The following is a 21160-nucleotide window of genomic DNA, read 5'->3' on the forward strand; positions in this document are numbered from 1 at the left end:
TCAGGTGGGGTCAGAACCCACCTGAACCAAGTCTTTTTTATTAGTTTATTGTTTGGTGGTGATTAATTTTGCAGGGAAATACAGCTGCAATCCATAGAACATATGAGCGAAAAGCTGTTGTTTTGGAAAAGCCAAAACAAAGAGAAAAGCCGTTTATAGATAGGGTCATGCACTGGCTGGAAAGCGAGGAACCTGCAGGCCAGCACATGGCAGGTTACGGCTTTTTGGCGCTGACGGCACTTTATTTTATTGGTGCCATTTTGCGGGCTGTTTTTTAAATTAATCATCATTATCTTTTGGCGGTACGGGCTTTCGTGCTGCTTCCGGTACGGCAGCCGCAGAAAAGCTTGTTTCTGAATTCCCGGCCAGATTGCTTCTTTTGTAGCCGTAATAAGCGTACACCAGTAATCCTAAACCTATCCAGACAGCAAACCTGACCCATGTAAGCGGCGGAAGATTAATGGCCAGATACGCGGCTGATATTATGGTCAGGATTGGGATCACGGGCATAAACGGCAGGCGGAACGGACGGTGCAGGTCCGGTTTGGTTCTGCGCAGGATTATGGCGCCGATAGAAACGGCAATAAAGGCGGTTAACGTACCTATATTTGCTAATTCCGCTACCAGGCCGATGGGTAGAAAGGCCCCAATAGCGGCGACTACTATACCGATAATAATGCTGTCCCACACAGGTGTTTTTAGTCTGGGATGCAGCCAGTCAAATATCGGTGGCAATAAATTATCCCGGGCCATCGCAAAAAATATCCTGCTTTGACCGTACATGGACACCAACAGCACACTGGTCAGGCCGGCCAGCGCACCTACGGATACAACCGCGGAGGCCCAGGGTATTCCCACCCTTAACAGAGCGGTTGTCACCGGCGATGCCGTATTTAAAGCGGTGTACTTTACCATGGCGGTAAGTATGCCGGCCACGATCACATACAAAGTGGTTGAGATAACCAGGGTTAAAATAATGCTGCGGGGCAAATCTTTTTGGGGTTTTTTTACTTCTTCTGAGGCTGTAGCTACGGCATCAAACCCAATGTAAGCAAAAAAGACAATGGCTGCCCCGTGAAACACACCTGAAATCCCGTACGGGAGCAAAGGTTGCCAATTGGCAGGGTTTATGTGCTGAATGCCCAGGGCGATAAAAAGTGCAATGGCGGCAAGCTTGGCAATTACGATAATTTTATTGGCGGTGGCGCTGTGCTGCGTCCCGGTGATAATGAGGCCGGTAATCGCCAAGACGATAAAAACTGCAGGCAGGTTTATAATGCCCCCGTCAAATGGTGAAGTTGTATAAGCTGTCGGCAATGTAAAGCCCAGGGATTGCACAAGGTCTTTTACATAAGAACTCCACCCGATGGATACTGCCCCTGCAGCCACAAGGTATTCCAGGATTAAATTCCAGCCAACCAACCAGGCAATCATTTCACCCAGCGAAACATATGAAAATGTATATGCGCTGCCGGCAGACGGGATTGCCGCAGCCAATTCGGCATAAACCATGGCAGCTAAACCAGCGGCAATGCCTGAGAGAATAAATGAAAAAACAACTCCGGGACCTGCGTAGTTTGCTGCCGCCACCCCGGTAAGAACGAAAATGCCGGTGCCAATCACGGCGCCGACCCCCAGCGCTGTAAGATCGGCAACTCCCAATGTCTTTACCAACCCGCGTTTGTTTTCTTCCCTTTCAGCCAGCATATTTTCAATGGATTTCTTGCGCCATATATCCAAATCTGCAACCCTCCCCGGATTTATTTTTCCATAGCTTAAATATTTTATGTAATTCATTGCATGCTTTGGGGAGAGGATTGCTATATTTTATCAAACAATTGACATCCTGCTTTATTTTATATTATTTTTAAAAGAAAAATTTGCGCAAAGGGGCCATTATTATGCAAGCTGAACAATTTTTAAACTTAAGCACAAAAGATTATTTGGAACAACCATGGCTGATCAGGCAAGCCGCAGGATTTGTTGAGGCGCCGGGAGATATTAAAGTGCGTGCAGCAATACTCCCCGCGCTCTCTGCCTTACCGCTGAAAAAGCAAGCTGTAAACATGGCAAACTGTGCGGAACGTGATAAATTGGTTAAAATGCTATTAGAAGTGGAAGAACATGGTTCGGCAATTTCCCTGCTGCACAGCGGTTTGGCCAGGTGGCTTCCCGAAACAGGGGAATTTGACGACCTTGTGTGGTTGATAAAAAATTTGATTTTGATCAAAAGACAGGCTAGAGGTAAAAAGACACGGGTAGTGCTGCAAACAAAAGCGGGACTTGTAATTAATGAAAGCGCAGCTATGCTGGAAGCACTTGTTGACGAAGCTGTATCCGCTGCAGCAGGCGCGTGGGTGTGCTGCCTCAATGGCCCGGGCGGCGACCACCGTGTTTGGGAAATACCCGGAGCGCTTGAAGATATTGAAATAGCCGAACACATTTTCATTATCTTATCCAGTGATCCGCGGGCATTAGCGCTGCTTTTGGAGGATGACCGGCCGGAATTATCCAAGATTGCTTTGGAACTAAATGCGCAAATTGAGTATTTAAAAAAGGGTGCCGCAACTGCAGCCTTCTGCATTGAAACTATCACAGGCAGGCTTAAAAAAATGACCGGTTCGGCTGGTGGGATTGGTACATACTAAAGCGCACCATCATGGCAGGGAAGTGGTTGTTGCTAATATTCACGTTCCAGGGCATGCAAAACACAGGTTTGACGCAGAGATTCAGGAACTAGAGGAGAAAATAAAAATAATAAAGGTGCAATTGGAAAAGTTATAACCCGGTAAATTATACATATAAACTAAAAGGCCGTAACCTCATGGAGTTAAAGCCTTTTAGTTTCAGACTTTAATATGGTTTTAGCAGTTGTTAGCTCTTTGCTCCCATTTGCTTTGCTAAGAATGATGCTGCCGTATCAGCCAGCTTTTTTTCCAGATCACCAAGATTAGTTTGATCTTTAGAAGTTATAATGACTGCTCCAATAGCTTCATTATTTACAATAATGGGGGAGGCAGCACTATTTTTAACTGATATACGTCCGTCATTATCGAGGCTGTGATCGTGGTTTATCAAGATTGATTTTTTGCTGGAAACAACTTCTTCTAATTCGCTGCTTAAACCCTTTCTTAGCAGGTCCTTTTTGGCAATGCCGGACACAGCTATAATTTCATCATGGTCGGCAATGCATACAGCAAGCCCCAGTGCTTCGTTTAATGAATCGGCATATTCTTGCGCGTAGTTGCTCAGCTCGCTAATGGGAGCATACTTTTTAAGTATGACTTCTCCCTCTCTATCAACATATATCTCCAAAGGCTCTCCGTTTCTTATTCTCATGGTACGGCGTATTTCCTTTGGTATAACTACTCTTCCTAAATCATCTATGCGTCTTACTACTCCTGTGGCTTTCAAAAAAACCCCTCCTTATGTTTTTCTAAGTCGACATTCTTATCATTTACCTATTTGGGATAATCTCATTACTAGTAAATTTAGTTATTAGCTATTGTTAAAAATTAATTTATATTCAAATTTATCAACTATATTTCTAATTGCAAAACCTGTATTATTAATAATAAAATAATCTAAGGATTTCATAGCTAGTATTAAAAAAGGAGCATCGAACAAATGTATCAGAGTGGAGAAAAATTAGCTGCGGCCACCAATTTAATTTTGCATCGGACCGGTCAAAAAGAAATCCAAGAAGGGATTACGGTCATAGTTAAAGGCGAAGGTGTTTGGGTTTATGATCAGGATGGCACACAATACCTGGACATGGATTCCGGTGTGACCAGACCGGTTCACGCGGGTTATGGCAGGGAGGAATTGGCCAGGGCAGCTTACGATCAGATGTGTCAGTTGGCTTATTTTACTCCAATGCAATTTGCTAATGTTCCGGCTATCAAGCTTTCTGAAAAGTTAGCCCAAATTGCGCCAGGAGAAATCAACAATTTTACTTTCGAGTGTGATGGCTCAGAAGCGGTGGAAACTGCAATGAAACTAGCCAGGCATTATCATTATTACCGGGGGGACAAGGCCCGGTTTAAGATCATATCGCGACGGGGAGCCTACCATGGTGTTAACGGAATTGGTATCCGGGCTCTGGGAACGGTAATGCCAATGAGGCAGATGATGGAACCTTTGACGCCTGGATCAGTTTTTATTGAGTCACCATATTGCTACCGCTGTCCCTGCAACCTAAAATATCCGGAGTGTGAGATTGCCTGCGCCAGAGATCTGTCCCGTATCATCGAATTTGAGGGCCCGGAATATATTTCTGTTTTTATAGGTGAGCCTATTCAGCAGGGGTTTGGAGCTTTTAAGCCACCAAAGGAGTACTGGCAGATCATTCGGGAGATCTGTGACAAGTATGGGATTTTGTTAATCATGGACGAGGTTATTTGTGGTTTTGGCCGGACCGGAAAGATGTTTGCCACCGAGCATTTTAACATCCAACCGGACCTGATAACCATGGCCAAAGGGATAACCAGCGGGTATGTTCCTCTTGGCGCCGTGGGCTGCACGGGTAAGGTATTGGAACCAATTGATATTTTTAATCACCTGCACACGTATGGTAATCACCCGGTACCCTGCGCAGTTGGTCTGGAAAATATAGACATCATTATTAGGGAAAAGCTTGTTGAAAATAGCGCTGAAATGGGAAAATATTTTCTGGAGGCATTAAAACCCTTGGAGCAGCACCCATCTGTAGGGGAGGTGCGGGGTACCGGCTTATGGTTGGCAGTCGATTTTACTATGGATAAGAAGACTCGGGCTCCTTATCCGGTGGCTAATTTATTAAATATGGTTGCCCGGGCCAAACAAAAGGGTGCCATTATTAAGATGATGGGTATGGCTTTGGAATTTGCTCCTCCTTTGATCATTAAAAAAGAGGAGATTGATTTGGCGGTTAAGGTTATTGAACAATGTATCACCGAAGAGGAAAAAGCTTTAAACTTGACTTAAAATTTTAAAAAGGTATCGGTTTTGATCGTCAATTATGGCCCGCCAATTTTTGGCGGGTTATTTTTTATATGGCATATTACCAAAGAAGCTGCTATATGCTTAAAAAATAATCGAACAAGTGTTTTATTTAATTAATACTGGTGTTATAATAATAAAGAAGACTTGGTTCAGGTGGGGTTTTGACCCCACCTGAACCTTAGTCGCACTTATTTCGAGTTTATCGCCGCTTAACTCCCGCCTATAGAGGCGGGAGTCTTAGCGGCGGTTAACGAGATAAAAAAGATGGAAAGGCAGGCAGTTTTATGGCATTAAACCAGCAGGAAAAAGATATATTGAATTTTATCAAACAGTACATCAAGGAAAGCGGATATCCGCCAACCGTAAGGGAAATTGGCAAGGCTGTTGGATTCAGATCCAGTTCAACTGTACATGGGTATCTGCACAGACTACACGAAAAAGGGGCAATAAAACTGGACCCGACAAAGCCCAGGGCATTGGTTGTAATTGAAGATGAGTACACAAAAGAAATTATTACAGTGCCGGTGCTTGGTCAGGTAGCGGCCGGACTTCCCCTGCTGGCGGAAGAAAATTATGAAGATGTATTTCCGCTGCCCGCAGATTTTACAGGCAGCGGGGATCTGTTTATACTCCGAATTAAAGGTGACAGCATGATCGAAGCAGGGATTTTGGAGGGTGACCTGGTTGTGGTGAGGAAACAGCCTAAAGTTGAAAACGGCGAAATTGCTGTGGCTATGATTGAAGGTGAAGCTACAGTAAAAAGGTTTTTTAAAGAAAAAGATCATATCCTGCTGCAGCCGGAAAACAGCTTATATGCGCCGATTATCGCCCGTGAAGTTGAAATTTTAGGCAAAGTGGTCGGCTTGGTCAGAAGATATTAATTGTTAAGTGTATCAAATGAATCTTTCTTTTTCCAAAACGCAGGCTCCACATGACTAAACCACTTTGTTTTAGATAATGAAAAAATAGCCAGCGCCGTCCAAATAAAAATAAATGATGTCAACCGGCTGGATGTAAAAGGTTCGTGATAAAGAAATATACCCAGAAATAACGTTATGGTAGGGGCAATATATTGTAAAAACCCGACTATAGATAAAGGAAGCCGTTTAGCTCCGTTGGCAAATAAAATTAGCGGCACTGCCGTTACAACACCGGCACCCATTAATAAAGCTGCCACAATGGGTGTATTAAAGCTAAATGCCCCGGTTCCGTTTATCTGAACATAAAACACAAACGTTAATGCTATGGGGGTAATAAACAAGGTTTCCAGGGTGATTCCGGTAATGGCGCCAATGTCAATCATTTTCTTGAATAAGCCGTAGAAACCAAAGCTAAAAGCCAAAGTTAAGGCAACCCAGGGAAATGCTCCATAATGAAAAGTCATATTTAAAACGCCAATGATTGCGAGCAGAAACGAAACTGCTTCCCAAAATGATAATTTTTCTTTTAGTATAATGATTCCCAGCATAACACTAACCAATGGATTGATGTAATAACCAAGGCTGGTTTCCAGTACATGGTTATGATTAACTGCCCAAATATAGGTAAACCAGTTTACACTAATAAGTATGGATGCCAGCATAACGCAAATTAGTTCTTTGGGTTTGTGAACGATGTCGTGCACTTCGCTTAAAAATATGCGTGTCTTTCTGGTAAAAAGAATAATTGCAAGCAAAAATACAAAAGACCATATAAATCTGTGGGCAAGAATTTGTTGAGACGGCACCTGCTGAATGAGTTTCCAGTAAACCGGTAAAATTCCCCACAGTGTATATGCTCCTGCGGCTGAAGCGACTCCGACTGCCTGAGGGTTTGTTCGATCAGTATTCATTTAAGTTCTCCATTCAATTATTTTAAAAACAATTCCCAGCAAAAAGCGCCTAAAATTCCTCCAAAAACTACTACTATAAGATTTACTTTCAGGTAAGCGAGAATTACCGCAACAATTCCACCCGCTACTGCAGATCCGGTGCTTGAAGTTGAAGATAATATGCCCGGGAATATCAGCGCGCCGATAGCTGAATAAGGTATGTACCTTAAGAAGCGTTTCCAAAAGGGCGGGAGTTGGATGTTTTGTAATAAGACCATGGGCAGCATTCTGGGTATATAGGTAACTACGCCCATACCTATTACTAAAAGCAGCAGGTTATCCACTAATCCTCACCGTCCTTGCAGAATAGTGCTCCGGCAGTTGATGCAATCACAGTTGAAATGATTATGGCCCAGCCGGCGGACAGGCCCTTAAAAACAGGAAGCCAGTACAGCAATGAGTTGACGGTAACTGCCATTAAGGAGATAATAAGAACCGTTTTTGATTCTCTGGTAGAAGGAACGATCAGCCCGATAAACATGGCGTAAAGAGCTATGCCCATGCTTGATTGCACTATTTCCGGCAAACCGGCGCCAAGAAAAATTCCCAGCCAGGTTCCTACATTCCAGGCGCTAAAAGCAAGTAGGTTTAATCCGAATATGAATTTAGGCTCCAACTGCTGCTCCTTGCGCAACGACGCCACGGTAAAAGTTTCATCCGTTACGCCAAAGGCTAAAAGCGCCAGCCACTGCTTTGATGTGCCTGCTTTTACCCGTCGTGAAATCGAGGCTGTCATCAGGAAATGCCTTAAATTAAGAATGAAGGTGGTTAGAATAATTTCCCAGTTGGTGGCCCCCAGGACCAGCAGGTTGATCCCCACAAACTGACTTGCCCCGGCGAAGATCAAAAGTGACATTAAAGCGGTTATATAATTGGGTACGCCGGCGGATTGCGCCAGCAGGCCGAAAGCTATGGCGATGGGCAGATAGCCTACGGCGATTGGTATGCCGGCTTTTATCCCACCGGTAAAAGCCGCCGGAGTATACTTTTCATTTACTGCTTCCCGGGTAAATGCTTTCATCTCCATACCTCCGATATTCTATTATACATTATTAACAAGTTAAATGAGTTAAAAATTAAAGCGGCCTTTATTCTCGGCGCCCCGAGGTTTTAAAGGCCGCTTGCTTATTTTTTTAGGGTTAGTTCAGGTTGATCGTTTTTAATTCCTGTAGATTTTCCAGGCTGTTTAATTTGATCATCCGGTCGGATATAGTATATAGAACTTCGTTGATATACAGCGAACGCTTTACAGGGTTTTGCTCCCACATTGCTCTGGCATTACTGGCGAGGTGTTCCACCATGCCCTGATATTTAATGCCGTTGTCGGTAGAGATATCAAAGATGAAAGCCCCTTGCCACCCTTGGTAATCAGGTAAAATATTGCTTTGCGGCCCAGACTCCATGATTCTAAAGGGTGACCTATAAGTCATTGGTATAACCAGCAGATTTTTATCTTTGCTAAACAGTACCGCCCGGTGGTCCCGCAGCGCCAGTGAATCTGAATCATCACGTTCCACTACATATTTGGAGATTTCCTTCGGGGTTGCCGGGTTAGATACGTCAAACAGGGCTATCTTGACTCCACGCTCCCGGGTGGGGGCGGGCGGCGGCATAATTTTTAATTGTTGTTTAGGGTCTACAAGTGGTTGGGGTTCGGCCGATATTTCCCTGCCTATGCCAATTAAATGGTTTTCATCATAAGGCTGCAGGTAATTGGAATAGCCGGGAATTTTCAACTCGCCCATAACCTTGGGCTTAGACGGGTCTTTTAAATCAATAACAAACAACGGGTCTACTTGTCTGAACGTAACAAGATAGGCCCTGTCTCCCATAAACCTGGCGGAATAAATCCTCTCAGAAGGGGCCAGTCCCCGAATGTCGCCTTTAACCCGCAGTTGATCATCCAGCACATAGAGGTTGTTTCGATTTTCAGAGGGTCCGGTGAATAAAAAGCCCTGAGATGTGGTGGCGATTCGGAAATACCCGTTGTACTCATCCATCGAAAACTGGTTAAGTAGTTGGCCCCCTACCGTGCCGCTACATTTGTAGTTTACCTGACCATGTGTTATGGCCAATTTATATATGGCTGTATTATTTTGCTCACGGGCAATATCTCTTTGCCATTTATCTTTGAGCTCCATAACTTTTTCTTCAAGAGCGGCGGACTTTACGTAATCAAGGCTGTTCAAACAATCATCAATTATAAACTCAACCTGCTGCAGCTTTTCCCAATAGCTGTCACCTGAATTGATAACAGTCCGGATCTTTTCACCGGTTGTTTCAGGCACGACTGATGCCAGCCCGTCCCAAAGCCGCTGGGTATGCAGCGACAGGTCCGGCATTTTGTTGCCGGTAAGATAGAGGTTTTCGGTGGAAGCGTATACATTTTGGGAAGTACCCGTTAAAAAGGTTTTGGTCTGTAATTCCGCTTGGTTATTTTGAAGGTTAATGGCAAGAACCGTGGTGTAACGATAGGAGTAATCCTGACAATCAAAATAGTAGATTTCCTGGGGAGTTATAATGCGCTGTTTACCGTCGGTAAAGATTCTTGGCAAACGTAATTGATCGTTTTCGCCGCTGGAACTACTGTTAAAGACAGGCGCGTTGTTCACAGCGTAAATAAAGTTACCGATCATCCGGGCTGTAACATAGTACCCGTCACTGGTAATGTCTTTCTGCAGTACCGGCTTATTACGGTTGGTGATGTCATAAACACGGGTAAACATTTGATTGGGTTCAGGCCCGTTACCGAAAACCACTAAGCAGTCACCGTTGATAAATACCTCAACAGGATTACCCTTAAATAGGATTTCGGATAGCTGCCGGGCTTGATCAGCCGGGTAAGCCAAGAGTATATTTAATTTCTGGCCGTTAATTATGTAAAGGTAGGTGCCGTCTGTTTTTACCAGGTCTGCTTCGTCCACGCCGGTTACTTGGTTGTTTGTGCCGGAAAAACCTGGCGCTGAGTCCTGGCCGGCAGTAGAATGTGCTTTGTCTTCCTGTATCATTACCGTCTCGGGCAGAGCTTCTTTCCGGGCTGGTTCAAGCGCCCCGCCAAGGTCTACTATTCCATAATGGATACCTAATAGCCGGACCATTTCAGTACTGTCTTTGATATATTTTGACAATTCTTCAAGGGAAGCAAAAGTAGCCGGTTCCCCGGCCGCCGACTCCTCCGGCCTGGCTGTGGTTCCCATTGCCACCGCGGCAAAAAAAACACATATCACCGCTATTGCGCAGATAAGTTTTCCTCTGAACAATTATAACCGCCCCTTTCACCGATTTAATAGGGCTGACGAAAGGGACGGAAAAAAAGTTCCGCTTGCATATAAATTAGTTTTCGGCAATTTCCTTAATTCTTGCTGCAGTTGTAGTTATGCAAGAAGAAAAGCGCGCAAATTAATTCTCTTAGCGCGCTTTTCAGTAATTATTAAAGATAAACACTATGTTAAATTCCGCTTATTGCGGAGGGTATTGCTGTTGTGTTGCTGAGTGCGAAATGAAATTCTGAGGTGTTTCCGGTAGTTGGTACCAGCCTCTCTGAGACATATAATTATAGATTTCATAGGACATCTCAATGCAGTTTCTGGCCATGTTGGTGAGTGCGTTGCGCAGGTGCGGCTCGGAACTTTCCAGGGCGGCCCTGGTGGTAGTGTCGGCACCGCACTTATGGAATAAAAGTGCTCCCTCGGCAATCATCTTATCGTTAATTGCAGTGGTCTGCATTCCGGTTTGACCGGTCATCTGCGGATTCATCGAGGTACTCATTCCGGCAGTCCCGGTGGTGTACATTGAGCCCGAGGCATATTGCCCCGTGCTGTATGGCTGCGCTGTCATCTGGGCTCCCGTGGTGAATTGAGTGCTTTGGCCGCCGGTGGCCATGGTCAGTGCGGTGGGCATTGGTATTTTGCTGGTATCCATGCCATGAGACTGCATCATCTGAACCATTCTTTGGAAACTATCCAAAGTATGTCTTTGTTGCCTTTCCAAGATTGAACGTAGTTGCTGGTCCTGGCAGGAATTCAGGTACAGGTTGTTATGGTCTACCATGCATGCGTTGGTTCTCAGTACTTCGCTAAGTACCATGGCCTCTCTGGTTCCGGTTTTCATTATATTCCTCCTTGAAAAAAGTAATTACACCGGTTTATTATGCAAAAATTTACCGGAAATTATTCAAAATAAACGTTATTTAATCCTGAATTATTTCAATTGCGCCAGATTGTTTCATCATGGACCTGACTCTGTCTGCTTCATGTTTGGGGGTCTCTACGGCGACGATAATACCGCCCCTGCCTTTAAGGCCTGCTATCCCTTCGGCGAAAGCCTCTGCTTCCCACAGTCCCTCGCGCTCCGTTTTTACAAAGGCTTGAACTTCCGCCATTTCCCACGGGTCCTCTTGCCGCCGGTCGGTTGCTTTATCCGCACTGCTGATAATCATGTCTTTGCGGTCAAACCCGCCTTTTTGAAGAGAATCCACCAGGGCCCCAACCTGCTGTTGATCCGGCATTCTTGCAATAATCCTCATGCATTATCACCTCCGGGGTTAGTATATGTAGCTTTGGAAGGGTATACACTGTGTTTCGCGGTAAAAACCAACGTTGCGCTCCCTTATTAAGGAGCGCAACGTTTATCTCGTTAACCGCCGCTAAGACTCCCGCCTATAGAGGCGGGAGTCTTAGCGGCGATAAACTCGAAATAAGTGCGACTAAGGTTCAGGTGGGGTCAAAACCCCACCTGAACCAAGTCTTCTTTATGGGAAGGAGGTGATGCAATTTTGTTGGCTTGTTGTATTTATATATATAATTTAAACGATAAAGATAATTAAATCTGTCAGCTACACGACAAAAAATAGATAAAAAGAGAGGAGAAGCTCCTGATTAAGAGCTTCTCCTCTCTTTGGTATACGTTAAAAGTATCCTTAACCGTTTGGTTGCTTATTAGGCCAGTTTGATACCCTGTTTGGGTTTGTAGCCCAACCCGATGGCGGCAATCTTGCGGCGGACAAAGGCCAACTGCATTTGCAGCGGGAGTTCCATGGGGCAGTTATCGTCACAGGCCATTAAACCCATACAGCCGAAGGCGCCTTCTTCCGAGCCCACAACTTCAAAGTATTCTGCCGGGGTCCGTTCGTCCCTTGGGTCAACCATAAACCTGGCTACACGGTTGATCCCGGCAGCGCCCAGAAATTCATCGCGGATATTGGCGGTGGCACAGCCTGCTATACAGCAGCCGCACTCGATGCAGCGCTCGGCTTCGTATATCTTATTAGCCGTTTCGTTGTCCATGCGGTCTTCCTGGGCCTTGGGGTCAAAGGTTTTACTGGTATGCACCCATGATTCTGTTTTTAGCGACATGTGTCTGAACCAGGTGCCGGTATCAACGGATAAATCGCCGATCAATTTGAATACCGGCAGTGGGAACAGCTTAATTTTATTGGGCAAAGTGTTGGTTAACGTTTTGCACGCCAGCCTGGGGCGCCCGTTAATGATCATGGCGCAAGAGCCGCAAATGGCTGCCCGGCAGACGAAATCAAACATCAGAGAAGGGTCCTGCTCTTCCCTGATCTGGTTCAGGGCGATGAATATGGTCATACCCATTGTTTCTTTAAGCTTATAAGTCTGCATATATGGTTGGATTTCCGGTTTTTGCGGGTTGAAGCGGAATACTTCAATAGTAAGTTCTCGATCAGCCATTATTTGCCTCCTTTAGATTGAGCCGAGGATTCGCCGTAACCGCGGTCACCCGGCGGCAGCTCGGTAATCTTAACGGGTTCGTATTTCAGCTCGGGCAAATCGGCGCCTTCCGGCCAATAGGCCAGGGTGCGCTTGAGCCAGTTAACGTCGTCCCGCTTGGGGTAATCTTCCCGGGCGTGGCTGCCGCGACTTTCGGTGCGCGTCAGCGCTCCGTAGGAGATACAAAGCGCAAGCTTAATCATGCCGGGAAGTCTAAGTGCCTGAGCCAGTTCGGGATTGGCCCCTTCACCGTTGGAGCGCAGGCCGAGTTTCAGAGACCGGTGATAAACTTCCCGCAGGTTGGAAACTGCTTTTTCCAGATCCGGCCCTTTGCGGAAAATACCCACGTAATCCATCAGGTTCTTTTCCATTTCGTTGCGCAGCTCGTATACGTTTTCCTTGCCGTTCCAACCGTTAACAAGTGCTTTAATCCTGCTTTCCTGCTCTTTGACCGCGCTGTCCACCAGCTGGTAATTGTATGATATGGTAGCGTCTTTGGTGTATTCAGCTACCTTTTTACCAATAATCCGGCCGGCGGTAATAGTTTCGGCCAGTGAGTTGCCGCCCAGGCGATTAAAGCCGTGCAGGTCCCAGCAGGCTGATTCGCCGGCTGCAAATAAACCTTTGAGCCCGTAGGCATAACCGTCGGAATTGGTCCTGATGCCGCCCATGCTGTAGTGCTGGGTGGGCCGCACCGGAATCAGGTCTTTAACCGGGTCTACACCGGCGAAATTGCGGGCAATGTTGGCGATTTCCCGCAGGTTGGTGTTGATGTGTTTGGCCCCGAGGTGCCGAATATCCAGCCACAGGTGAGGGCCGTAAGGACTGTCCACGCCGTTGCCGGCTCGAATATGCTGGATCATGCGCCGGGATACCACGTCGCGGGAGGCCAGTTCTTTTTTCTTGGGCTCGTAGTCCGGCATAAACCGGTATTTATTTTTATCCAACAGGTAGCCGCCGTCACCCCTGGCACCTTCAGTAATCAGAATCCATACCGGAACCATTCCCGTGGGGTGGAACTGAACGGCTTCCATGTTGCCCAGCGGGACAACGCCGCTATTCAGGGCGACAAACATGCCGTTGCCCTCGTTAATTACCGCGTTGGTTGATGCGCTGTATAACCTGCCGTAGCCGCCGGTGCAAATAACCGTTGATTTGGCGATATAAACGCGGAGGTCGCCGGTACGCAGGCAGCGGGCCACCACACCAAAACAATTTTCACCGTCATGAATCAATGAAATTGCTTCGGTACGGTCGTGTACCGTTATACCCAGTTTGATCACAATGGTGTCCATGGTGTATTGCAGGGTATGACCGGTGCCGTCGGCGGTATAGCAGGTGCGCCATTTGGCTGTGCCGCCGAAGTCACGGGCGGTGATCAGACCTTCTTTTTCTTTTTTCTCCTCAAGCTCACGTCCATCAGGCAGGGTTCGCTTGCCTGCTACAATGCGGTTCCAGGGCACGCCCCAAACGGCCATTTCCCTTACTGCCACAGGTGCGGTTTCCACGAACATTCTGGCCACATCCTGCTCGCAGCCCCAGTCAGAACCTTTAACTGTATCTGCAAAGTGAACATCGGGGTTGTCTCCTTCGCCCATGGCGCAGTTGCCTAAAGAGGCCTGCATGCCGCCCTGGGCGGCTGTACTGTGAGAGCGGCGCGGGGGTACCAGGCTCAAAAGTATTACATCCTGTCCCTGGGAAGCTGCTTCCACGGCAATTCTCTCCCCCGCCAGGCCGGCGCCTACGACTAAACAATCTGTGATAAAGGTTTGGTATACGCTCATAGGGCACCTCCTAACTGGACAAAGACAAACATGGCGGCCAAGCCTAAAATGAGTATGATAGCAGTAATAGCCTTGGAAACGTAACCTACAGGCTTGCGTGGGAACCAGCCCCATTTAACGAACTGGCGGTAGATGCCAAATCCGGCATGATACTCGCCTACAATCAGCAGTATCAAGTAAAACCACCAAAAAGCTTCCATGCGTTCGGCGCTGTTGACGGCCCTAATCGGCCAGCCGGTGGTAACCAGCCAAACGTGAATGCCTGCCAGCACCAGAATGGCCATACCGGTGATAGTTTGAAACACCCAGGTCCAGGTGTCGGTATGGCGCAGCATTTTGGCATGCTGCCAGACTATTCTTTGTTCCTGCATCCGGGTTGGTATTCTGCGACCCGCAATAACAAAATGGAAAAGTGCGACAACTACAATAAAGGGAATACCGACGTATGAGAGATAATATTTATCGAGGAATTCTGACAACATGTCAAATGTGCCCTGGGAGATTAGTATGGTAGACACAAAAAGCATGTGTGTCCATAAAAATCCCACCAGGAGAAGACCGCTGGTCAATTCTACCAAATCCAGATACAGGTCGGTTTTGTTGCTTTTAGTCAGGGTTTTTTGTAGCAACATTTCTTCTCCTTTCCGCTAAATCGTCATAGTTTTCAACGCTTAACAATAAAAATAATTAAAGGTTCTTGTTTTTACCGGCTATCCCTCCTTTGTATAATACAGTTAATAAATTAAAAATTATTAGAAAATTTTAGAAAAGAGAATCTAAAATTTAAAAATAGATTATGCATTATTATTTTGACGCGGGCAGCCTTAGTTCCTTTAAAGGTATTTATTTTTACATGCTGTACCAAAAGGTTGCTAAATTTGCGTTAGTATTTTGGCCGGCTTTGGGCTTACATCTTAACGCTTGTATAATGCAAAATTCATGCCTTAATAGAAAAGGGGCAATTTACTGGACTAAATCACTGCTGTCAACCTTTATTTTTTAAAATTTAGAAATTATATTTAAAAACTTTAAAAGAATGGGAAATATAATAACACTAAACTTTTAAAAATTAGAAATCGAGGTGAATATGTAATTTGCATTATTATGGCATAAAGTTTCATTTATCAGCTTTGGGGAATTTTTGGTATATAAAAAAAGTTTAGGTAAGCAACAAATTACTTTCTTTAAGAATTCCTTAAAACATTAGCATTCGCTTGCTTTAATGAATTCAGAATGACAGAAATGGATTTAATTTGAAATGGTTTCCTGTAATGGTTTAGTCAAATTTAGGATATTACTAAAACAACTCTCAATTAAAGGAGGACTTAAAATGAAAGCAACCGGGATTGTCAGAAGGATTGATGATTTAGGGCGCGTCGTGATTCCTAAGGAGATCAGACGTACTATGCGTATTAGAGAAGGCGAGCCTCTGGAGATATATGTAGATAGAGAAGGAGAAGTAATCCTTAAAAAATACTCGCCAATAAATGAACTGGGTGAATTCGCCAAGGAATACGCCGATTCTCTGCATGACGCCCTGGGACACGTAGTTTGTATTGCAGACCGTGATGAAATTATTGCTGTTTCCGGTGGATTTAAAAAAGATTTGCTGAAAAAGCCCATTAGTAACATGTTGGAAGAAACAATTAACAACCGGCAAACTAAAATTGTTGAAGAAGATCACAGCCTCGGGACAGATGAGCGGGTGCAATTTAAAAACAGCGTGATTTCACCTATTATTGCCAACGGGGATGCCATCGGAGCTGTTATCATAACTTCAGCTGAAGAAGCCAAAATGGCAGATCTGGAAAGAAAGTTGGCGGAAACAGCGGCATCTTTTTTAGCAAAACAAATGGAGGAATAAACTGGACGCCTCAATCAGGGGCGTTCTTTTTTGACGCGCTTATTTAAATGCAATAATTACCATTAAATACCACTTATATTGTGTGGATCAAAGAGGCAATATAATAGCGTAAGGTTCGTAATGGCCGAGCCAAGATTGTTACAGGGTCGTAAAGGCTCTGTAATAGTCGGCCAAAGGTTGGTATCGGGTCATCAAGGCTCGGTATTAGCCGGCGGGCAGATCGGTAAATGTTCTGGCAGGCTATATTGCAGTCCGAACGATTGCAATATGGTCGTAAGGGATGTTTATCGGTCGAGCTAAGATTATTATGGGTTCCGATAATTTTAACAATTTAACATGGTCCAGTGTTTTTTGTTGAAGTTGCTCTGGGTTTGCAGCAGTCGAGAGATTGCTGCAGGCTCATAAGGTATCCATAATAGTCGAGCAAAGATCATTATGGGTGTCGTAATGGTCTTTGGCAGCCGAAAGGTTGTCAGGGGCTACGCAGATACTCATAGTGGTTGTAGCGTAGGTCATTACGGGCTTGAACTGAAATCCCCTTTCTTTGTTAGGAAGGGGATTTCTATTGTATCTTGTCAAATATTTGGCAAGAGCTAAGGAATAAAGTATTAAAACGCGCGCATTAAGGGAACTGATTCGGCGCGCGTTTTATACCGGTGTGTTATAATTATCATATTGAAATAATAATTATTTCGGAGGTTGCATGAAGTCTAAAGCTTTGCAAGAATTATATGCCAGGATGGCTAATTGTAAGTGTGAGTGCCCGGGAGAAAGGGAAGGGGCCGGTTTGGTTAAAGACCGGTACAGCAGCCGGGATACAGGGATTGTTTTTTTAGGGGAAGCTCCCGGCGGTGAAGAAATAAAGCAGGGAGTTCCTTTTGTAGGTCAGGCCGGGCGCAAGCTGGATACTTACCTTGAACTGGCGGGTTTAAGCCGCAAAGATGTTTTCATTATTAATTCCGTCAAGTGCCGGCCTACCAAAAACGAAGGCCGGGCCAACCGCAAACCCGGCGGGTGCGAGGTTAAAGCATGCGCCCATTGGCTGGAACAGGAGTTGGAAATTCTGTCACCCAGGGTAATAGTAACCCTGGGTGATGTGGCCTTAAAGAAATTTGGTGGAAGTAAGGTAAGAATCGGTAATTACCACGGTCAGCCGCTAGTATGGAATCAAATTACCGTTTTCCCTTTATACCACCCGGCAGCGGCTATTTATCGCCGTGCGTTAGAAGATATTATTCAAGAAGATTTCATTAAGTTGGGCAGCTGGTTAAAAAATAACCTTAAGCCGTAAAATCATTTTGGGCTGCGGCTAGCGCCGCGCCCAGAGCCCCCACCAGCTGAGGCTCCTCCGGGATGAGTACTTTAATTCCCAGCTTTGTGGATAGTAATGAGTTGATGCAACGGTTTTTAGCGACGCCGCCGGTAAACACCAGTGGTGCTTTAAAACCGGCTCTTTGGAGCATTCCGGCCGTCCGCTCAACCACCGAAGCATGTAATGCCAGGGCGATGTCCTTTTGGGGCGCTCCCCTGTGGAGTAAGGTTACCGCTTCTGATTCGGCAAAGACAGTGCACATATTGCTGATTTTAATTGTTGCTTTACCGGTTAGCGCTTCCTGGCCAAATAAGCTGACGGAACTGTAGCCCAGTGCACCGGACATTATTTCCAAAAACTTACCCGTGCCTGCCGAACACCTGTCGTTCATCAGGAAATCAACAACTGCGCCCTGTTCATTTAAAATTATCACTTTGGTATCCTGCCCGCCAATGTCCAATACAGTTCGAACTCCGGGAAAAAGCCGGGCGGCGCCAAGTGCATGCGCTTTAATTTCAGTAATTACATCATGGGCGAATTCGGTTTTGGCCGAATGCCTTCCATAACCGGTTGCTACGATTCGGCTGTAAGTTCCATCAAGGATTCTTTTGGCAGTGTCGGTAGGTTCAAAACCGGTATCTTCCAGGCGAACCTGTTTTATCTGCCCTGCTGCTATAGCCACCAGACCTATGGTTCTGGAGCCGATGTCAATTCCGGCAAACACGTTCCAAACCCCTTTATCTCAACATTTCTATAAAAGCTTCCACCCTGGTTTTAAGCTGGCCCGCGTCTTCCTGGTCATACCCGGTTTCGATTTTCAAGAAAGGAATTTCCTTTTGTTTCATCATTTTTTCCACCCGATTGGCTTCTACAGCGTAAGGGTCGCAAAACGACAGGGTGCAGTGGATGACGCCGTCGGCGTGATAATCTCTGACCAAATTCTCCAGCTGTTCCAGACGACCGGTATTGGGTGTAAATACAGCGCAGTTAATGCCCAGATACCTGGCTGCGATATTTTCCAGCATGCTGTCTAAGCCGTCTGCTTCGGCCACTTCGTTTTCAAAATAGCGCAGACCTGTACACATTTCCTCGGCCACGATAACAGCGCCGCTGGTTTCAATGATATGAGGCACCTTCCAGTTGGGAATGGCCATGGGGGTACCGGTAACTATTACCCTGGGCGTTCTCCCGGGGAAAACACCTGCTCCCGTACTGATTTTTTGCTCCAGTTCATCACAAAGTTCGTTAACCTTGGCGGTAAATCTGGCAACATCGTCGTACATGGCTATTTGTTCAATTAGCAGGCTATCCTTGCCGCTAATGGGGACAGGGTTATTTTTGCGTAGATTGGACAGGCGCCTGAGCGCCTGCCGTTTGCCATTAACTTCCTGAATAGCTTGGGCCAGGCTTACATCGGTTATTTCAGTTCCTGTGGTTTTTTGGGCCAGTTCGGCAAAATCCTGAACTTCTTCCAGCCAGAGCTGCTTATCGCGGCTTTTCTTCATTTGGGGTGTTTCCATAACGTGGACAGGCACATAATCATTCAATATTTCGAAGGCTTTCTTTTTCCCGTCACAGGTTGTCTCTCCGACCACCATATCGCACGATTCAAAATAAGGGCATACTTTAGCCAGTTTAAAGCCCATAAATGATTTAATTAACGGGCAGATGCTTCTGGGCAATACTTGCTCAGCTTCGGCCGCCCCTATGTCGATACCGGAACAAAGGCCGATACAGATGCCTCCGGCGGCCCTTACAATTTCCTCCGGAACAAAAACGCAGAAAGCGCCAATTACCTTGCCGCCGTTTTTCTTGTGCTCTTGAAGCTCCTGAATGCGCAGCCCGTGGATTTCATTAACCACAAAATCAAAATATTCCATGCTTTTGGGTCTATTTGTTTGAGTTAGGTAAACATCGTGATATGTGGGGGGTAAAGCTTGTAAGAGTTGATCGTGGGCTTCCAGGTTAACTCCCAGTGACCGCCACATATCATTATAATTATTGCTCATTAAGATCCCTTCTTTTACTGTTAATATTAATTACTAATTATATATAAAACAAATTAATCACTCAAATAAATAAAATTTATAATAATTAGTTTATTATAAATTTATTAAATTAATATGGAAACTGTGCAGCATGGGGAGGGAGCCACCGGAAAGCCAGTTACAGGTAACGTGAGAATTTTTAAGATAGACGCTCATGCTGCCGGCAATAGGATGGAAAAGGTGGAGGGGCGGACGAGCCTGTCCGCCCGGTCCGGTACTCAATGTCCGGGGTCGTATAGCAGGACAGTTATTGTTACTTATTGCCTATCGGTAAGCCGGATTTGGTTAGACGGTCATGTATTCGCTCAAACAAGAGCCCCGCGGCAAACCATAATGGCGCCATATCTAAACGGATCAGTCCGTATATCTGCCAGCCTTCGCGGTAGATCCAGGGGCTTGTTCCCACTATCATTCTAAGCAATCCTCCGGTTGTAAATTCCACCGCCCAGATTACCAGTACCCAGATCATGCCGCGGAGGTACCAGGGTAAGAAGCGGATTTTTTCGTGCAGTGGTTCCAGCAAAACAGCCAGACCATAAATGGGAAACATCCAGAGGTAGGTATGAGCGGCCAGGCGCGGGTTGCCGTTTAGCCCGGACATTAACCCCGTCCAAAACACTTCCATATTCCAACCCAAAAGGCCATAGATTACGAATCTTGTAAGCATAATCTTATTTTTTACTTAAATAAATTAAATATAGCTATTCTTGCAAAAATAACGTAAGCCGGCATGGGTTACCCGTGCCGGCTTACGTTATTAATAATACTTATAAGTGCAAAATCAAGGCAATTTGAGTTAATGTTAATGGTTTTCTAAAGGCTCTGATTTGACTGCGGGTCGAAACATATCCAGGACGCCTAAAAGGATATTGGCAAGCCCAAATCCAAGTAAGCCTGCTCCCCACAACCCGCCCAGGTACCAGCCAATCAACGCAACAATTACGCCCAGGCCGGCAACAACCCAACTGGTAGTGTTACCTTGCAACTACAACGCCTCCTATCTATGGATTTAGGTATAGTTTTTGCTAATATTTGCCTTTTTATACATCATTTTTTTATATCCTTTACAATTGAATAGGCAACTGGTACAACCAGCGGAGTTAGGAGGGTAGGGGGCTGTTACGCGCACATCAAATCACCCCGGGAATAAATTCGCCGGGGCGACAAAAACCTTTTATAGGCAATTATCTATCATGCAGCATCAACATGGCTGAAAATGACGGGTTATTTTAACGTTTGCAAGGTTTGGTAACGCTTAATTAGAGCCAATTGCAGAATTCAAAATTTTAAACTGACATAAAAAAGAGAATATCATACTAAAGCATAGGTTTACCAAAATTAACCTATTTATTTGAAGTAAAGATGGAATTGAACAAATTAACTCTAAAAAAGAGTAGAAATCACCCCAATTAACAGACACAAAAAAGCAAAGCAAATATTAAATCATTGCTACTAAGCTACATTTGGTAATGCTTTATCTTTAAGCTGAACAATGGTTCCAGCAAGAAACGTAATCAGACAAATCATGATATCGTTAAAAGCTTTGTCAATCCCCCGTTTAGTAAGG

At 45.4% G+C, this 21160-nt stretch carries 22 protein-coding genes; 6 read left to right on the plus strand and 16 right to left on the minus strand.

The features are described 5' to 3' along the window. The first annotated feature begins 68 nt into the window (after positions 1–68). On the plus strand, positions 69–278 hold the full coding sequence (locus tag BM056_RS11395; RefSeq protein WP_092471528.1) for a hypothetical protein: 210 nt from the start codon (positions 69–71) through the stop codon (positions 276–278). A 1-nt stretch (position 279) separates the two neighbouring features. Here the strand turns inward: BM056_RS11395 and BM056_RS11400 are convergent, their stop codons facing one another. Beyond that, positions 280–1740, minus strand: a complete 1461-nt coding sequence (locus BM056_RS11400; RefSeq protein WP_238456425.1) for an amino acid permease — start codon at positions 1738–1740, stop codon at positions 280–282. Positions 1741–1901: 161 nt separating this feature from the next. On the opposite strand from BM056_RS11400, the gene BM056_RS11405 reads away from it, so the two are divergent. Further along, positions 1902–2648 carry a hypothetical protein gene (locus BM056_RS11405; RefSeq protein WP_092471530.1) on the plus strand — a complete coding sequence of 249 codons (747 nt, stop codon included), beginning with the start codon at positions 1902–1904 and terminating at the stop codon, positions 2646–2648. Positions 2649–2874: 226 nt separating this feature from the next. On the opposite strand, the gene spoVT (BM056_RS11410) is transcribed toward BM056_RS11405, so the two are convergent. After that, the gene (spoVT, locus tag BM056_RS11410) at positions 2875–3414 is read right to left on the minus strand and encodes a stage V sporulation protein T (RefSeq protein WP_092471531.1); all 540 of its coding nucleotides are present in this window, start codon (positions 3412–3414) and stop codon (positions 2875–2877) included. Between the two features lie 213 nt (positions 3415–3627). Here spoVT (BM056_RS11410) and BM056_RS11415 point away from each other — a divergent pair, with 213 nt between their 5' ends. After that, positions 3628–4965 (plus strand): aminotransferase family protein, encoded by a 1338-nt coding sequence (locus BM056_RS11415; protein WP_092471532.1) that lies wholly within the window; start codon positions 3628–3630, stop codon positions 4963–4965. A gap of 302 nt (positions 4966–5267) precedes the next feature. After that, a complete protein-coding gene (gene lexA, locus BM056_RS11420) occupies positions 5268–5864 on the plus strand; it encodes a transcriptional repressor LexA (protein ID WP_092471533.1) in 597 nt (198 codons plus the stop codon). On the opposite strand, the gene rarD is transcribed toward lexA, so the two are convergent. The 9 genes from rarD to BM056_RS11465 all read right to left on the minus strand — a co-directional run bounded on the left by rarD (position 5861) and on the right by BM056_RS11465 (position 15001). Next, a complete protein-coding gene (gene rarD, locus BM056_RS11425; RefSeq protein WP_092471534.1) occupies positions 5861–6814 on the minus strand; it encodes an EamA family transporter RarD in 954 nt (317 codons plus the stop codon). The two genes, lexA and rarD, sit on opposite strands and share 4 nt — an antisense overlap. A gap of 17 nt (positions 6815–6831) precedes the next feature. Continuing rightward, positions 6832–7137, minus strand: a complete 306-nt coding sequence (locus tag BM056_RS11430) for an AzlD domain-containing protein (protein WP_092471535.1) — start codon at positions 7135–7137, stop codon at positions 6832–6834. Beyond that, complete coding sequence (locus BM056_RS11435; protein WP_092471536.1) at positions 7137–7874, minus strand: AzlC family ABC transporter permease; 738 nt, start codon at positions 7872–7874, stop codon at positions 7137–7139. The genes BM056_RS11430 and BM056_RS11435 overlap by 1 nt, the downstream gene beginning before the upstream one ends. A gap of 118 nt (positions 7875–7992) precedes the next feature. Next, positions 7993–10113, minus strand: a complete 2121-nt coding sequence (locus BM056_RS11440; RefSeq protein ID WP_092471537.1) for a beta-propeller domain-containing protein — start codon at positions 10111–10113, stop codon at positions 7993–7995. 199 nt (positions 10114–10312) lie between these two features. Next, positions 10313–10963: a spore coat protein gene (locus BM056_RS11445; protein WP_238456426.1), complete on the minus strand. Its 651-nt coding sequence runs from the start codon at positions 10961–10963 to the stop codon at positions 10313–10315. Between the two features lie 79 nt (positions 10964–11042). Then, positions 11043–11378 (minus strand): hypothetical protein, encoded by a 336-nt coding sequence (locus BM056_RS11450; RefSeq protein ID WP_092471538.1) that lies wholly within the window; start codon positions 11376–11378, stop codon positions 11043–11045. 412 nt (positions 11379–11790) lie between these two features. Beyond that, positions 11791–12546: a fumarate reductase iron-sulfur subunit gene (locus tag BM056_RS11455; protein WP_092471539.1), complete on the minus strand. Its 756-nt coding sequence runs from the start codon at positions 12544–12546 to the stop codon at positions 11791–11793. Continuing rightward, the gene (locus tag BM056_RS11460; protein ID WP_092471540.1) at positions 12546–14369 is read right to left on the minus strand and encodes a fumarate reductase flavoprotein subunit; all 1824 of its coding nucleotides are present in this window, start codon (positions 14367–14369) and stop codon (positions 12546–12548) included. The genes BM056_RS11455 and BM056_RS11460 overlap by 1 nt, the downstream gene beginning before the upstream one ends. Then, positions 14366–15001: a succinate dehydrogenase/fumarate reductase transmembrane subunit gene (locus BM056_RS11465; protein ID WP_092471541.1), complete on the minus strand. Its 636-nt coding sequence runs from the start codon at positions 14999–15001 to the stop codon at positions 14366–14368. The genes BM056_RS11460 and BM056_RS11465 overlap by 4 nt, the downstream gene beginning before the upstream one ends. Before the next feature lie 698 nt (positions 15002–15699). Between BM056_RS11465 and spoVT (BM056_RS11475) the strand changes: the two genes are divergently transcribed. Then, positions 15700–16233, plus strand: a complete 534-nt coding sequence (spoVT, locus tag BM056_RS11475; RefSeq protein ID WP_092471543.1) for a stage V sporulation protein T — start codon at positions 15700–15702, stop codon at positions 16231–16233. A 399-nt stretch (positions 16234–16632) separates the two neighbouring features. Here spoVT (BM056_RS11475) and BM056_RS25870 read toward each other — a convergent pair whose 3' ends face one another. Next, a complete protein-coding gene (locus BM056_RS25870; protein WP_131820758.1) occupies positions 16633–16812 on the minus strand; it encodes a hypothetical protein in 180 nt (59 codons plus the stop codon). A gap of 124 nt (positions 16813–16936) precedes the next feature. Between BM056_RS25870 and BM056_RS11480 the strand changes: the two genes are divergently transcribed. Beyond that, positions 16937–17524, plus strand: a complete 588-nt coding sequence (locus BM056_RS11480; RefSeq protein WP_092471544.1) for a uracil-DNA glycosylase — start codon at positions 16937–16939, stop codon at positions 17522–17524. Here the strand turns inward: BM056_RS11480 and BM056_RS11485 are convergent. The 4 genes from BM056_RS11485 to BM056_RS11500 form a co-directional block, all read right to left on the minus strand. Further along, positions 17514–18269 carry an acyl-CoA dehydratase activase gene (locus BM056_RS11485; RefSeq protein ID WP_092471545.1) on the minus strand — a complete coding sequence of 252 codons (756 nt, stop codon included), beginning with the start codon at positions 18267–18269 and terminating at the stop codon, positions 17514–17516. The genes BM056_RS11480 and BM056_RS11485 overlap by 11 nt on opposite strands. 13 nt (positions 18270–18282) lie before the next feature. Then, the gene (locus tag BM056_RS11490; RefSeq protein ID WP_092471546.1) at positions 18283–19554 is read right to left on the minus strand and encodes a double-cubane-cluster-containing anaerobic reductase; all 1272 of its coding nucleotides are present in this window, start codon (positions 19552–19554) and stop codon (positions 18283–18285) included. Positions 19555–19846: 292 nt separating this feature from the next. Continuing rightward, a complete protein-coding gene (locus tag BM056_RS11495; RefSeq protein ID WP_092471547.1) occupies positions 19847–20260 on the minus strand; it encodes a putative ABC transporter permease in 414 nt (137 codons plus the stop codon). 135 nt (positions 20261–20395) lie between these two features. Beyond that, a complete protein-coding gene (locus BM056_RS11500; RefSeq protein WP_092471548.1) occupies positions 20396–20578 on the minus strand; it encodes a hypothetical protein in 183 nt (60 codons plus the stop codon). Positions 20579–21160 lie beyond the last annotated feature (582 nt).

The organism is Desulfotruncus arcticus DSM 17038, from assembly GCF_900113335.1.
GTDB lineage: Bacteria > Bacillota > Desulfotomaculia > Desulfotomaculales > Desulfallaceae > Desulfotruncus > Desulfotruncus arcticus.